Origin of the sequence: Paenibacillus sp. 8b26, from assembly GCF_050626875.1 — a bacterium.
Classification (GTDB): Bacteria; Bacillota; Bacilli; order Paenibacillales; family Paenibacillaceae; genus Paenibacillus.
Genome location: NZ_CP192445.1, coordinates 1,686,116 through 1,700,708, shown reverse-complemented (window position 1 = coordinate 1,700,708; position 14,593 = coordinate 1,686,116). Strand labels below are relative to the sequence as shown.

Sequence of the window (14,593 nt, the reverse complement as noted above, 5' to 3'; positions counted from 1 at the left end):
GTATTAACCCCGTGTTACATTAAGGAATGAGTATAAAAATCATAATTCTGAACATCCTGAACGGTTAATGACAAAATTAATTGTAACAGAAGCATTGCTTACATTTCAAACAAAAAAACTGTTTGTAAAGTACGTACAGAAAAAACTGTACAAAGTTTCCTTCGATATGCTCCTTCGTTCTATAGAATGCTCAAACATTCGGAACTTTACAACCGATAGCTCTTTTTTTAAAATAGACAATGAAATATAATCATAAGCAAAAGATTTATGTATATCCATAATTTTAAAAGTTTACTATCATTAGCAATTTTGCGAATTGTGATTTTGAACGACCCATGCTGTTGTAATATAGACAGAAGCTTTGTTTTTGAAACATTTCATTTTTAATTGAAAGATTTCATGTGTTGCGTCAAAGCCAATCGGTTACGGGTAAAAGTCGTTCATACGATCTTAGGCAAAATGCTCTAAAATTAGGAGGTTGCAAGCATGAGCTTGTACCAGTTAGGTGATGAGCAGCAGGCTTCGCTGCAAAAAATTCGCAAACGTGTCATAGAAGCTATAGGTAAAAATATGGACTTGTATGGGATCACCCTGTCTGCGGGGCATTTGTACGGTTTGCTTTTTTTTGCGGATAAACCGATGACGCTGGACGAAATGGGCCGTGAAATGGAAATGAGCAAAACGAGCATGAGTACCGGTGTCCGAACACTGCTGGATTTAAAAATGGTCAACAAGGTGTGGAGCAAAGGCTCACGCAAGGATTTGTATGAAGTCGAATATGACTGGCATCAAACGTTCACAGACTTCTTTGCTATTAAATGGAGAAAAGCGGTTGAAACGAATTTGCTGGTGCTGCGCAAGGCCATTGAGGAGCTTGACAGATTACTGGAGCGGGATGGGGAATATGAGGAATTTAAGGCTGTTCTCCAGCAGGATCGTTTGAAAATGAAACAGGCTGTGGCCTATTACAAGTGGCTGGACCGACTGATTGATTCGATGGAAAGCGAAGAAATATACAAGCTGATCCCAAAGGAAGAGGTTCGTGATTAATCGCTTATCCTCTTTTATTTCCATAAAAATGCCGGAGCGTAGAAAGTTGTTCCTGGCATTTTTTTGTGTTTGGCTTTGTTAATTTTGGATTAGCTTTGTTCGATTTTTGGTTTGGGCCTGCGCAAAGGGTATAATAGAAATATGAAATGATTGATATAACGCTGTGTTGAATATTTAATACTGAACATACAGGTTAAAGGAGGCTTCATATATGGAAAGTATTACAGTACATACCCGCCTGGGTCAGCTTCGTGGGGAAACGGTGAATGGATATCATATATGGAAAGGCATTCCATATGCACAGCCTCCTGTGGGGGAACTGCGTTTTCACGCGCCTCAGCCTTTGAAGCCTTGGGAAGAGGTACGAGATGCAACGCGCTTTGGGCCGATCTGTCCGCAGCCTATGCCATCTGCTGAGAGTTTGACCGGGAATCTAGTGGAACCGCCTGAGCAGTCGGAGGACTGCTTGTACCTGAACGTCTGGACGCCTGCTTCGGAGGCACCTGCAAAGGGACGACCCGTGATGGTGTGGATTCACGGCGGAACCATTGTAACCGGGTCGGGAATTATTCCATTATATGATGGGGCACGGATGGCGGAAAATGGCGATGTTGTCGTCGTTACGCTCAATTATCGGCTCGGGCCGTTGGGCTTTTTGCACCTGACTCCACGGGGAGACGGACTGACCTCTAATGCGGGGCTGCTGGATCAGATTGCTGCCTTGGAATGGGTCAGGGACCATATCGCCGCATTTGGCGGTAACCCGGACGAGGTGACGGTGTTCGGTGAATCAGCGGGAGCTATGAGCATTGCCGCGTTATTGGCTATGCCAGCCGCAGAGGGCCTGTTCCAGCGTGCTATTTTACAAAGCGGAGCATCGCAGGTGCTGCCGACTTCACAGGCGGAGCAAGTCACGGCTGCATATCTCCAGCAGTTGGGGGTGGACACCCTGCATCCGGAACGATTGTTCACGCTGCCGACGGAGGCGCTCATGCTTGCCATGGCCAAGACGCATGAAATGATTGGCCCGGGGCTGGCGATGCTCTATCAACCCGTTGTGGACGGTGTGACCTTGCCTGACGTACCTTTATCTGCGATTGCCAAAGGATCAGCCAAGCAGGTATCCGTTCTGATCGGAACGAATTTGCATGAGGGTGCTTACTTTATTCGCAAGGAATCCCATCTGATGAACAAGTCGATGGCGAGCCAGGCATTGGAAATGATGACGGGCATGTCAGATGTTGGCGATTTGACGGAACCTTTCCCTGTTACGATTGAGGGGCAAGCGCAGATGCTGACCGATCTGTTCTTCTGGCGACCTGCGCTGGCTCTAGCGGTTGCACAAGCGGTTCATGCCCCGGTGTGGATGTACCGTTTTGACTGGACACTGCCGGGGCATCCTGTATTCGGACAAGCGGTTCACGGCGCGGAAATTGCGTTTGTTTTTGATAATCTGGAGCTGCTAGGTAAGCTCGGATTGGACGTTCATCCGCCTATGAGGACGCTGGCTTACGATATGCAGCAGGCATGGGTTGCTTTTGCACGTGACGGAAAGCCTGTGCTGCCGGAAGGGGAATGGCCGGTATACGACAGGGAATCGCGTGCTACGACCATTTTTCATCAAGGCATCTCAGTTCAGCATGACCCGGAAGGGGAAAGACGCCGCCAGTTGACCGGACAGATGAGTATTTGATCCAAGTATTGAGATATCGTCTAATGCCCTAACATACTAAAAGCCTTCGCCCGTATTTTTGTATACGGACGAAGGTTTTTTTAGATTGAACAGGTGCAGATGTATTGCAGGAACTAAATCTTGAATCGCTTAACCAGCTCTTGCAAATCCTGCGCCATGTTGGACAGCTCCTGAGAGGAAGAAGCGATTTCTTCCATCGCCGCCATTTGTTCTTGAACGGCTGCGGAAGTCGTCTGTGAGCTATCCGCCGAATTGCGGGACAGGCTTGCCAGATGGGTAACAGTAGCCGAAACTTCCTCCGTACTGGCTGAAATTTGTTCAGCGGCTGCGGACACGCTTTGAATCTGTTCCACAATATGAGATGTGGAGCGCTCAATATTCGTGAAGGCACCTTCTGCATCTTGGCTAATACGCAGTCCCTCGCCCACTTGGTTACGGACATTACCGTTCATCGTAGCCGTGGAACGCTGGATCAGATCCAGCATCTGTGTAATGATTTGGCTGATGGAATCCGCGCTTTCCTTGGATTGCTCCGATAGCTTGCGAACCTCGATGGCTACTACGGCGAATCCACGCCCGGCTTCGCCTGCTCTGGAGGCTTCGATTGACGCGTTCAGCGACAGCAGGTTGGTCTGCTTGGCAATGGCAGCAATTGCACTATTCATCTGCTTCGCATCGTCAGAGAGCTGTGACAGCTCGTCCATCAGGCTGGCTGTTTGGGTCACAGCTTCCAGAATGCGGTCCATCTGTGTGCGAACGCTGCCGATCATTTGGCTGCCTTTGGCTACGTCATGCTCAGTCTGTCCTGCTGAATCTACGATGGAGCTTGCCGATTCCGCAATGGTGCTGACACCCTTCGCCATTTCCTCGACGGCATTGGCTGTTTGTTCGGATGCCTCCGCACTGGTGGTCGCATTTTCTGCGGATTCCATAACCGTTTCCGCTACATGCTGTACGGATTCCGTCGTTTGCTCCGTGCTTTCCTTGATCATCAGGGAGGAGGACGCGAGTCGGGACGACGTTTGGTTGACCTCGGAAACCATCGTATGCAGTGCATGTGTCATCTGGTCAAAATTTTGCGCCAGCTCGCTGAATTCATCCTTGCCGAACAGATTGACCCGTGCGGTAAGGTTGCCGTCACGAACCTCGCGAGTTCCATTTTGCAGCTTGCCCAGTGGAATCAGGAACGAGCGAATCATCAGGATAATAATGATAGCAGCAACCAGTGTGGATATGGCGATAACGATTAGGCTTTGTCTCAAAATCGGTTGGGCAGCATCACTGTAATCCTCCAGATCCGATAGTGCGATAATGTTCCACCCGGTGAGAGGGTCCTTGAGTGTAAAGGCCAGCATATCTCTATTCATAAATTGCATTTGTGATACGGAAGGAGTATCATTTTCAGCGTTTTTTTCCACTTCGGGAAGTCCCTCAATGGTGTCTGCCGGTTTTTTGCCTGAATTGTTAAAGGCTGCTCCAGTTCCAGATACAATTTTATGATTAGAATCAACAATAAAAAGTCCCCCGCGTTCGCCAATCTTAACAGACTGGAGGTTTTGATTCATTTTGTCCAGATTCAAACTCAACGCAATAGCTCCTTGACCATCCTCCAGCGTTCTTGATACAGCAAGCGCCAGATTTCCTGTCGTGGGGCTCACAATTGGAGCACCAACGGATACTTTACCCTTTTGCAGCATCGCATTTTTGTACCACGGTCTCTCCGTGGGATCATAATCGGTCGATTTTTTCGGCGAACGAACGTATTGTCCTTTCGTATTGCCGAGGAACGCGCCATCCAGCTCGGGATGGGCTTTGACGATGACATCCAATTTTGCCTGAAGGGCCTCCTGGTTGGAAACAAGGGAATTGGATTCGATTTCAGTGGCAAACACGTCCAGATCCTTCACAATGGGCGATACATACTGATTGACATTGCTTCGGATCAGATACAGATTCGTGTACACAGAACCAGCCACTTGCTGAGTGAGTTGCGTTGTGGCCCCCTGATAAGAAAAGTACCCGATAAGTACGCTCGGAATCAATAGAACCGCCAAAAAAGATACAATCAATTTTGTCCGCATTAAATAGAACTGTTTGAGAAACCTGCTCCACCATGGAACTGTTTGTTTTGCTTTAGTCATAGTTCTTGCTCCTCTGTGTCTAATGATCACTACATTGTTTTATTCGACAAAAGCCAAAGAATTTTATAGATGTAATCTTTGGGAAACGAGGAATAGTTGCTATTTTTACACGCTTTTATTTAAAAATAGTTCTAAAGTAGCATGTTAAATATTAATACTTAGACATAAAAAGCCAAATCGGAGATGCAAAAGCATCTTCTCGATTTGGCTTGGGTGAGGGATAAAATGGACATTGAATCTATTAGTTTTTTTGCTGACGAGAAATCATAAAGAGTGTAATCCAGATAAGCATAAAGCCAGTCAATTGCGCTACCGTAACGATCTGCTGGAAAGCGATCCAGTTAATTACAACACCGACCATCGGGAAGCTTAGTTCTGCCATCGTGGCGTAAGACGCCTTGGTCGTACTGAGGCCCTTGTAATACAGTAACAGGCTGAGAAGACCAGGGAGCAGCGCCTGCAGCAACAGATTGATAATCACTGCTGCGCCCGCCCATGTGCCAGCAGGCATATTCCAAGGTGCATGCTCCACAGAGGTGAGAACGATCAGCAGAGGGAGAGCCACCATGAAGCGCAGGGAGGTCACCGTCTCATATTTCATCGAACGAAGCAAGTAGCTTCCCATTACTGTCGAACCGCCCCACAGGACCGCTGCTCCTAGTGCAAGCAGACTGCCGACGTGGATGAAATCATGAACATGTCCGAAGGGGAGCGACCAGCCGAAGGTAAGAAGATACGTCCCGAACAGAGCCACGACAATTAAGATTCCAAAATTACGCGGCAGCATTTCCTTCAATATAACGCGGGCCAGAATAATAGCGACCAACGGTTGAAGCTTCTGGAGCAGCAGCACTGCATTGAGATCACCGTTGCTGAGTGCCATTGTGAAAATCACGCTGGCCAGAGCGGAACCGCCCCACGAGACGAACAAAATAGCCAAAATCTGACGAAGCCGTACCGCTTTAAGCTCCTCGCGGTGCTTCCACAGCACTGGTGCCAGGGCGATAAAGAGCAGCACATGCTCCATCAGCACAATTTGTGTAGAGGTAAATGATTTGAGCAAAATAATACGAAACAGCGGGTCCGCGCCCCACAAGGCCGCTCCAATTGCGACTAGCCAAAAACCGCTTTTCATGTGGGAGCTACGATCAAAACCTTTGGATGTTAGTACAGTTGATGATTGACTCATACTCAATTAGCTCCTTGCGAATACAGGACCGGTGGCACAAAAACCCCCGTCCATGGCGATAGGCCATGCAAGACGGGGGTTGATCAAATAAACTTGCCGCTTTATGCAAGTTAAATGAAGTTGCTGCAGAACCAATAACACAGTATTCATTCACTTTGCGGCATGTTCATGCTTCGATCTTCTTCCATCCGGACTTTACCGTCGGCTTTGGCATCTCACCAAATCAGTCCGTATCCTGTTGCCAGATACAGAGTCGCGGGCTTAGCTCCATGAGCCATACCGCCGGTTGGGAATCACACCCTACCCCGAAGATCCTTATTCCGTTTTTTAATTTCTCCTATAGGATATACCTGTTTTAGAATGAAGTCCAGTGAAAAATATGTGTACATCGAACAAAGGTTTTCATTTATTTTTTGAAAGCGTTTTACAAAATTGCATATTACGAAGTAATATCTTTGTACTCGATACGACGGATGGCCGCATAAGCTACGAGCATCCCCAGCGCGGCGAACCCGATCTGCACAAGCGCAATGGAGCTAAGTGTAGCGCCGTTATTATTCGAAAACAGCAGGGCTACGATCAGGATCGAGCTCACAATGGTGGTAGGTATAGAGTATTTTCGCATCCCCATGTACAGCGGAACAAGCCCCATAAAGCTTGCTGCAACCGCATTGATCAGTGTCCGCACTGATTGCTGTCCTAGTATAGTGAGGCTAAGCTTATCCGGTACAATAACGACGAACTGATTTAATAGATGAATGGCTGCCGTAATGATGATTTCCGATAAAATAATGGACAGGAACGTAAACAGCAACACGATCAAGAGTTTGGCGACCATCAGCTTTTTGCGGTCAATCGGGTACATGAACAAGATGTTAATCGACTTGGACTTAAATTCGCTCACAATAAAGCGGCACAGCAGGACGGAGGCAAAAATAATAAATGTGGCTCTGACCATATAGTCCAGGAGGTCCAAAAGCTCAGCGTACCGTGTAAATTCGGGCACTCCTTCACTTTGGCTGTCCAGCGCAATAATGATGAACAGGCCAAAAATACATGCGTTGGCGATCAGCGCCGCACGGATATATCCCGCCAAATGAAACTTTTTCAGCTCCAGTTGCATCAGTTTAAGCATGAAGTTCACCTCCATGTAACAGCCGCACGAAGTAGTCTTCCAGCGTACTGTTTTTTTGGTAGATGGAATCCACCTCTACCTCATTTAAAATGAGCGTTTTCGTAATTTGCTTCTGGGGTACACTTGTATCGTAAATGCGTATATTCTGATCGTTTAGCACTCGGATATTCGTCAGATTCAGGTGATGGGAGAGGACGTAGGCCGCTTTTTTGCAGTCATTGGTCGTAAATTCGATGTATTCCGTATTGGTTTCCCGCACCTGTTCCATCGACACTTCCTCAATCAGTTGACCGTGATTAATCACACCCACCGTATCGGCAATTTGCTCGATTTCCACTAAAATGTGGCTGGACACAAGGATCGTCATGCCATATTCCTTGCACAGCATGTGGAATAATTGGCGGATTTCCTTGATCCCCACCGGGTCCAATCCATTAATGGGTTCGTCCAAAATCAGCAGCTCCGGCTTGGTCGCAATTGCTCGGGCGATCCCGAGACGCTGCTTCATCCCCAGTGAGAAATCCTTTACCGGCTTGTCATCTGCGTTTCGCAGGTTCACCAGCTCCAGTGCATCCCGAACAGCCTGCTTGTTATAATAGCCCATATATTCACAATGAAGTTCGAGATTTTGCCGGGCCGTCAGTCTGTCATAAAAAATCGGATATTCAATAATCGAGCCCATCCGGCCGAGCAGGTGGTACGACTTTGGCGTTAATTTTTCACCGAACAATTCAATCTCACCCGAGGTCGGCTTGAGCAGGTTCGTAATCATTTTCATAATCGTTGTCTTGCCCGCCCCATTGGGACCGAGAAAGCCATAAGTTTCCCCCTGGCGCACATTCATGCTGACCCCCGCTACAATTTCGTTGCCCTTCAGGGCCTTGGTCAGTTGATGCGTCCGTAATATATAAGTCATGGGTGTTCTCCCTTCGTATACTGTTGATAATTCAAGGATAAAGGGCGAAATGTTCATTTTTCTTTCCCGTTTCTTACAAAATTATTAAGTTCGATTAATAGTTGATTTTTTTCAATGTAAAAGAGAAGACCGTCCGCTCATAAGGTATGCTGCTCAAATGAATCTCTCCGTTCATCGTCTCAACCAGACGTTTGGCAATCGTAAGACCCAGCCCGCTGCCCTGTATCGCCTTGTTGCGGGAATCCTCAAGCGTGTACATACGTTCAAAAACCTTGTCCTGCTCAGGCTCCTGTATGCCTTGCCCCCGATCCCATACCTCTATACGCACCGTGTCCTGCTGTTCCGTTAGAGTCAGTCCCAGTGTCCGACCATCGGCACCGTAGCGAATCGCATTCGAGATCAGATTGTTCAGCACCCGCCCAATCGCTCCTTCGTTCCCCAAGGCATGAATGGGGTGCTCCGGGATATCAATATGCACAGCAAACCCCTGAGCTGTCAGCAGATCATAAAACTCCAAAATGCTGCGTCTGCACAGCTCTCCCACCTCCAGCCGAGTCAACGGAATGTCCGTATCATTAGCCTCCAGCTTCGCCAAGCTAAAGAAGCTTCCGATCAGCTCAATCGCTTCGCTTGTCTTCTGATGAATCCTGGATAGCAGCTTTGCACGTTCTTCCGGCAAAATATGCGGGTCGGCATCCAGCATCTCGGCATATCCGAGCACCACCGTAAGCGGGGTTTTGAGGTCGTGGGAAATATTTGAAATCATTTTGCGCATGGCGATTTGGCTTCGGTTATAATCCACAGACACTCTCAAATTCAAGTCCAGCAAACGGTTAATTTCCGTCATGAGCCTTTGCAGCTCAGCGTCACCCGTGACATATAGCAGCTTTTCCGCATGATTAACGGTTACAATTCGTTCCAGTGCGTTTCGGATATCCTTTATTTTGCGCTTTTGGGCCGCACGCTCTCTCCAGAACCATAAAATAACGACGGACAGGATGAGGACGACGATCCATTCAGAAATGCTCACGATGTTCATATCAGCCGTTCTCCCATTTGTAGCCGATGCCCCATAAGGTCTTGATATGAACGGGGTGGGAGGGGTCTTCTTCGATTTTCTCACGTAAGCGGCGAATATGGACGTTAATCACGTTTTCGTCACCCATATAATCCTCTTTCCAGATAAACCCGTATAATTGCGCTTTGGTAAATACACGGTTCGGATGGTTGACAAATAGCTTGAGAATATCAGATTCCTTGGCAGTTAGCTGCACTTCATTTTCATTGCGGGTGACCATAAAATGATCAAAATCAATGCACAGATTTCCGTAGGTCAGGACCTGTGCTTTCGGCTGTTCCTCCTGCTGTTGCTGCCGCGCATAGATAGTGGATCTGCGGATAGCGGACTGAATGCGTGCGGTCATTTCTACCATCGAAAAAGGCTTGGCGATATAATCATCTGCTCCGAAGCCCAGTCCAAGCGCTTTATCCACATCGCTATCTTTAGCAGACATAATCAGAATCGGGACAGCGCTGTTGGTACGGATTCGACGGATGACCTCCATACCATCGACCTTCGGCATCATCAGATCCACCAATACCAGATCGTAGGTATGACGTTCAAAGGCAAGCAGCCCTTCTTCCCCGTCATAGGCGGTGGTTAATGTGTAGCCTTCCTTGGTAAGCGCTTTGTGCAGCATCTCGGCAATGGATGTATCGTCTTCGATGAGAAGTATGCGTGGGTTCATAGGTGTGGAACACCCCTAATTTTTAGATTAAGCTCGTGTGACGAACTGTACCTGAATTATATAGAGCAGTGGAGTGGATTTCCATAAAAAATATCCAACGAATTTGAACGGGCAAATATTCTCAACTTAAATGCACTGAAGTGGATTTTTTTATCCATCCCCAGCATAAGATGTAATCAAATTACTGGAAATTCGCCACCTTCCTATATTATACTGAAAGAGTTTACAATCCGATATTTGGAATACGGTGTTATGATAATCGGGACATGCCTTATACGAAAGATTGGACATGATTCGAAAACATGAGCTACGGCACAGAACCGTCATAAAGGAGAGCAACGATGTTTGTCATACGGGGAGCACAAAAGCTGCTGAAGGAATGGGATATCGAACCACTACAAGTTGATATTTATCCGCCTTTGAATAGTTGGCATGCCAACTTGTTTTTGCTGAATCGGAAAAAAAATATTGTGTTTATGCATGATGCATCCCGCTTGAGTGTCACGCTGTTCGGAATCAAAAAGGCGCAGTACAAAAATCTACCAACTCTTTTCGTCCAAGCCTTGAAGGAACTCATGCTCAGTGAGGGTTTTGATGAACAAATTGTAGAGGCGTACACACAGGAAGGCAAGCAGATGCTGGCTACTACGACGAACAGCCATAGTGTGATGGGAACCTTGGATGAGATTATTTTTGTCATGAAGGAACTGGATATGGAGCATGGATGCGAGTTGGAAAAAAATCAGTGGAATAACCGGATTGTGTTAAAAACGGTTCAATACCAGTATCCGGTCGATGCTTTTAAAGAAGCTTTGGAAAAGCATTATAAACAAGAAAATGTGCGAGAGTCTTGAGATCAATTCGTAAATAATTTCCATTTATTTGCTCTTATGATATATAATCTAATATAGTTCTAAAAGACTATATAGAGAGAGGTAAGGGGTATTTTATAATCGCTTACATATTAATGATCTGCTGTCCCAAGGCTATGGTCCTGCGACGAAGAAATCCCAAGCTGTCCTGATTTCCAAAGGATTTCTTGCTGAAAATTACGCTGCTAACGCTGCGAGTTAATTGGAGAGCTGGTCGTTAAACAGAAGTGCCAAAAGAGTATCCACCAAAGTCCATCTGGGCGGGGGATGCTCTTTTTTTTACAACTCACAGGAAAGCAAAGCTTGCGATGAAATGAATCACAGCGCAAAAAGCGTCACACTTTGGTAAAATAAAACGATACAGTGTTTGACACCATCGGTCAGACTTAAAAACAGGGGGTACATAACGAGCATGAAACGGATTATTGAGGTAGCCAAAGAAGCAGGAATCGAAGAAGAGCATCTGGAGACGTATGGAAAATATAAAGCGAAGCTGAATCCGTCCCTGTGGGAGCAGGTGAAGGATCGTCCGAACGGAAAGCTGGTGCTGGTCACGGCAATGAATCCGACTCCGGCGGGAGAAGGAAAAACGCTAACCACCATTGGGCTGTCGCAGTCGCTAAATGCGCTGGGGCACAAGACCATAGCTGCGCTGCGGGAGCCGTCACTAGGCCCCTGCTTTGGCATGAAAGGGGGAGCAACCGGGGGAGGACAAGCCCAGATTGTTCCGGCCGAGGATATTAATTTGCATTTTACAGGCGATATCCACGCGATTTCGGCGGCGCATAATTTGCTGGCAGCGATGATCGATAATCATTTGTTTCATGGCAATGCTTTACGCTTGAAGCCGGAACGAGTCATGTGGAAACGGGCTGTAGATATGAATGATCGGAGTTTGCGAAGCATCGTGACCGGATTGGGAACAGGGAATGGAGCGGTGAGAGAAAGCGGTTTTCTAATTACCTCGGCCTCGGAAGTGATGGCGGTATTGTGTCTGAGTGAAAATATCGACGACCTCAAAGTGCGCTTGGGTCGAATGGTCATCGGATATAATGAAGCGGGCGAAACGGTAACGGCAGAGGATTTGCAAGCAGTAGAAGGCATGGCTGTGCTGCTTCGGGAAGCGTTAAAGCCGAATCTGGTGCAAACGCTGGAGGGAACGCCAGTCATTGTGCATGGTGGTCCTTTTGCCAATATTGCGCACGGATGCAGCAGTCTGATCGGTACGAAGCTGGCCTTGAAGCTAGGGGAGGTTGTCGTGACGGAGGCTGGATTCGGGGCTGAGCTGGGGGCAGAAAAGTTTTTTGATATCAAATGCCGTCAGTCCGGTTTGCAGCCGGATGCGGCTGTGCTGGTCGTAACCGCCAAAGCGCTGAAATATAACGGTGGTGTAGCTAAAAATGAACTGGACGCGGAAAATCTGGAGCATTTACAGCTCGGATTAGCCAATATGAATCGGCATGTACGGAATTTGCAAAAATTCGGCGTGCCTGTATTGGTAGCGGTCAACCATTTTGTAACGGACAGCGAAGCCGAATTGGAACTGATTTTCGCGGAATGCCGCAAGCTGGGTGTACCCGCAGAGCTATCGCAGGTGTGGGCACAGGGAAGCCAAGGGGGAGAAAAGTTGGCTCAAAGCCTGCTAAATCTACTCGAAGAGGACAAAGCCCATTTTGTACCGCTGTATGATCATGCGCTTGATCTGCAAGCGAAAATTAGGTTCATTGCGCAGGAGCTTTATGGTGCGGCAGAGGTAGTATATACTCCAGCAGCTAAACGGGCCTTGTCCGGCATGGAGCAGCTTGGCTTCGGGCAATTGCCTGTATGCATGGCGAAAACGCCGTATTCTTTTTCAGATCAGCCGTCTCTGCTAGGCGCACCGGAGGGCTTTACGATCCACGTGTCCAGAGTGTCATTGTCCGCAGGAGCAGGCTTTGTGGTCGTGGAAACGGGCAACACAATGACCATGCCCGGTCTACCCAAATCCCCGGCAGCCGAGCATATGTCGCTGGAGCCGGATGGAAGCATTCAGGGGTTGATGTAATATTTTTGCGAAAAATGTTAGGCGCTTTATGAAGAAGCACCGAGCAGCTTGGGCAGTGCGGTGAGCAGCTTTTGGCGGGTCATGGCATCGTTCCAATTCCAGCGGTCTGCTTCTACGAAATAGACCCGGCCTTGACGTACCGCGGGTAGGCTACTCCAGAGGGCGCTGTTCAGCATGTGATCCAACGTACGTTTGGAGTCTGGAGCAGTGGGAATGAGCATAAAAATACGGTCCCCGGCGTAGTCGGGGAGCTGGTTGGGCTCAATTTCCGCGAAGCCATGTCTTTCGTCGAGAACCTTTTGGATCGGCTCAGCGGGCTGAAAGCCCTGCGGGTGGTAAAGAGCCGCCGCGAAGCCGGACATCCCCATCACAAATAGTCGATCACCCTGATCGAAGATGAAGACGGAAGCCGTTTCTCCGACTGTAATTTCTGTGCCGAGTTGCTGCCACATGCTCAGATTACGGGTGGCGAAGGCAGACAGCCATTGTTCGGCTTCGCGTTCCTTGCCAAGCCATGATCCGAGCGTCAGCAGTCGTTCCTCCAGCGTGGCAAAGGAGTTGAAGGTGACGGTGGGCGCAATGCCGGCAATGCGCTCATATTCCTGTTCATCCGAATTGGCCATGATAATCAGATCGGGATCAAGCGCACGGGTCAAGCGGGTATCGAGTGGAAGACCAACATCAGCAACATGTCCCAGACGATGCTTATAGACGCTGTATTCACTGAATCGTAGACTTCCACCGATAGCTTTGGCCCCCAGTGCGAACAGGTCGCCCATCGTTTCTCCATGATAAATAATGCGGCTGGGGCGGCGTGGAATATGGATATGGTGGCCTGTCCAATCCTTGACGCGGACAGAACAGGGAATGTTAAGCGCGTATTGTCCGGGGGGAATCCCGGTCATTTGCCGAAAGCGGCGGTTAAAATAATATTCGTCAGAGAAACCAACTTGACGAGCAATTTCACGTAAAGGTCGTTTGCATTCCAGCAGCAGCCGCTTGGCATGATTCAAGCGCAGCTCAGTGAGGTAATGCAGCGGCTTTTTGCCTGTCCTTTTGCGAAACATTTGCGAGTATTGCCATATGGAAACGTTCGCCTGTTCGGCAAGCTGCTTGACGGTCATTGGTTTCTCATAGTGTTTCTCCATGTAGGTAATGGTGGCCTCGACTGATGCTGGTAAAGCCGGGCAAGAGTTATCCTTATCCTCTATAAAGACATGGGATTCCTGCCACAATAGCAGCAGTTCTTGAAACTGAATTTGCTGTCGCAACGCAGAAATGGGGTTATGCAGGTGTACCGGTTGATGGGCGCTATGGAATAGCTCTTCGGTCAACCGAATGGACTTGGAAGAAGAGGTAACGATATACTCACGTGACCCCGACAGGAGAGGGCCCTTATATATGGAAGGATTGCTATTTATATTTTCAACCAGAGCTGTGTCTGATCCTGATTCCGATGACATGACGATGACCTCGAACATGAGCTTGTAGTATTCGGGTACAGTTCCATCCAGAGGAGCGATCCGATAGGATTCACCGGGAGTTAGCCAATACCCATGACCCGCATGGAATAGACACTGCTCCGGACCAATGTCCACCATACCTGTGCCACCAATAAACATAAGCAAGCAGTGATATGGAACAGGGTGTGAAGAAGATGCAAATGCATATGCTGAAAGACCGGAAAATTGTACTTCGGCAGGCCTGCGAACCAACTCAATCCCCTTGAAATGATAAAGCAGCGAGTTGGGAGGGGGAGGAAATACAGACGACTGGGGCTGGTTCACAGTGTAACGCTCCTTTTA

The 14,593-nt window shown here is 48.0% G+C and carries 11 protein-coding genes and 1 riboswitch; of the genes, 4 read left to right on the top strand and 7 right to left on the bottom strand.

The features are described from left to right. The first annotated feature begins 486 nt into the window (after positions 1–486). Positions 487–1,050, top strand: a complete 564-nt coding sequence (locus tag ACQ4MX_RS07605; RefSeq protein ID WP_134910742.1) for a GbsR/MarR family transcriptional regulator — start codon at positions 487–489, stop codon at positions 1,048–1,050. 211 nt (positions 1,051–1,261) lie between these two features. Next, positions 1,262–2,743 (top strand): carboxylesterase/lipase family protein, encoded by a 1,482-nt coding sequence (locus ACQ4MX_RS07600; protein ID WP_431089983.1) that lies wholly within the window; start codon positions 1,262–1,264, stop codon positions 2,741–2,743. Positions 2,744–2,856: 113 nt separating this feature from the next. Here ACQ4MX_RS07600 and ACQ4MX_RS07595 read toward each other — a convergent pair whose 3' ends face one another. From ACQ4MX_RS07595 to ACQ4MX_RS07570, 6 genes are all read right to left on the bottom strand, one after another. After that, on the bottom strand, positions 2,857–4,884 hold the full coding sequence (locus ACQ4MX_RS07595; RefSeq protein WP_431089982.1) for a methyl-accepting chemotaxis protein: 2,028 nt from the start codon (positions 4,882–4,884) through the stop codon (positions 2,857–2,859). A 241-nt stretch (positions 4,885–5,125) separates the two neighbouring features. Beyond that, on the bottom strand, positions 5,126–6,073 hold the full coding sequence (locus ACQ4MX_RS07590; protein ID WP_044644765.1) for a DMT family transporter: 948 nt from the start codon (positions 6,071–6,073) through the stop codon (positions 5,126–5,128). A 172-nt stretch (positions 6,074–6,245) separates the two neighbouring features. Further along, positions 6,246–6,390, bottom strand: a riboswitch (FMN riboswitch). 122 nt (positions 6,391–6,512) lie between these two features. Next, positions 6,513–7,208 carry an ABC transporter permease gene (locus ACQ4MX_RS07585; RefSeq protein WP_431089981.1) on the bottom strand — a complete coding sequence of 232 codons (696 nt, stop codon included), beginning with the start codon at positions 7,206–7,208 and terminating at the stop codon, positions 6,513–6,515. Further along, positions 7,201–8,124 (bottom strand): ABC transporter ATP-binding protein, encoded by a 924-nt coding sequence (locus ACQ4MX_RS07580; protein ID WP_431089980.1) that lies wholly within the window; start codon positions 8,122–8,124, stop codon positions 7,201–7,203. Before ACQ4MX_RS07580 ends, ACQ4MX_RS07585 begins: the two co-directional genes overlap by 8 nt. 94 nt (positions 8,125–8,218) lie before the next feature. Next, a complete protein-coding gene (locus tag ACQ4MX_RS07575) occupies positions 8,219–9,163 on the bottom strand; it encodes a sensor histidine kinase (protein ID WP_431089979.1) in 945 nt (314 codons plus the stop codon). 1 nt (position 9,164) lies between these two features. Beyond that, positions 9,165–9,872: a response regulator transcription factor gene (locus tag ACQ4MX_RS07570; RefSeq protein ID WP_431089978.1), complete on the bottom strand. Its 708-nt coding sequence runs from the start codon at positions 9,870–9,872 to the stop codon at positions 9,165–9,167. A gap of 341 nt (positions 9,873–10,213) precedes the next feature. Here ACQ4MX_RS07570 and ACQ4MX_RS07565 point away from each other — a divergent pair, with 341 nt between their 5' ends. Both ACQ4MX_RS07565 and ACQ4MX_RS07560 read left to right on the top strand, forming a co-directional pair. After that, the gene (locus ACQ4MX_RS07565) at positions 10,214–10,726 is read left to right on the top strand and encodes a DUF6933 domain-containing protein (RefSeq protein ID WP_431089977.1); all 513 of its coding nucleotides are present in this window, start codon (positions 10,214–10,216) and stop codon (positions 10,724–10,726) included. Positions 10,727–11,156: 430 nt separating this feature from the next. Continuing rightward, positions 11,157–12,788 carry a formate--tetrahydrofolate ligase gene (locus tag ACQ4MX_RS07560; RefSeq protein ID WP_431089976.1) on the top strand — a complete coding sequence of 544 codons (1,632 nt, stop codon included), beginning with the start codon at positions 11,157–11,159 and terminating at the stop codon, positions 12,786–12,788. Between the two features lie 26 nt (positions 12,789–12,814). On the opposite strand, the gene ACQ4MX_RS07555 is transcribed toward ACQ4MX_RS07560, so the two are convergent. After that, positions 12,815–14,575, bottom strand: coding sequence for an ABC transporter substrate-binding protein (locus ACQ4MX_RS07555; RefSeq protein ID WP_431089975.1), 1,761 nt, complete (start codon positions 14,573–14,575; stop codon positions 12,815–12,817). Positions 14,576–14,593: the final 18 nt, after the last annotated feature.

What these genes read in the sequence shown, in the direction of transcription:
- ACQ4MX_RS07605 (WP_134910742.1), top strand. Translation starts at nt 487, where the DNA reads ATGAGCTTGTACCAGTTAGGTGATGAGCAGCAGGCTTCGCTGCAAAAA.
- ACQ4MX_RS07600 (WP_431089983.1), top strand. Translation starts at nt 1,262, where the DNA reads ATGGAAAGTATTACAGTACATACCCGCCTGGGTCAGCTTCGTGGGGAA.
- ACQ4MX_RS07595 (WP_431089982.1), bottom strand. Translation starts at nt 4,884, where the DNA reads ATGACTAAAGCAAAACAAACAGTTCCATGGTGGAGCAGGTTTCTCAAA.
- ACQ4MX_RS07590 (WP_044644765.1), bottom strand. Translation starts at nt 6,073, where the DNA reads ATGAGTCAATCATCAACTGTACTAACATCCAAAGGTTTTGATCGTAGC.
- ACQ4MX_RS07585 (WP_431089981.1), bottom strand. Translation starts at nt 7,208, where the DNA reads ATGCTTAAACTGATGCAACTGGAGCTGAAAAAGTTTCATTTGGCGGGA.
- ACQ4MX_RS07580 (WP_431089980.1), bottom strand. Translation starts at nt 8,124, where the DNA reads ATGACTTATATATTACGGACGCATCAACTGACCAAGGCCCTGAAGGGC.
- ACQ4MX_RS07575 (WP_431089979.1), bottom strand. Translation starts at nt 9,163, where the DNA reads ATGAACATCGTGAGCATTTCTGAATGGATCGTCGTCCTCATCCTGTCC.
- ACQ4MX_RS07570 (WP_431089978.1), bottom strand. Translation starts at nt 9,872, where the DNA reads ATGAACCCACGCATACTTCTCATCGAAGACGATACATCCATTGCCGAG.
- ACQ4MX_RS07565 (WP_431089977.1), top strand. Translation starts at nt 10,214, where the DNA reads ATGTTTGTCATACGGGGAGCACAAAAGCTGCTGAAGGAATGGGATATC.
- ACQ4MX_RS07560 (WP_431089976.1), top strand. Translation starts at nt 11,157, where the DNA reads ATGAAACGGATTATTGAGGTAGCCAAAGAAGCAGGAATCGAAGAAGAG.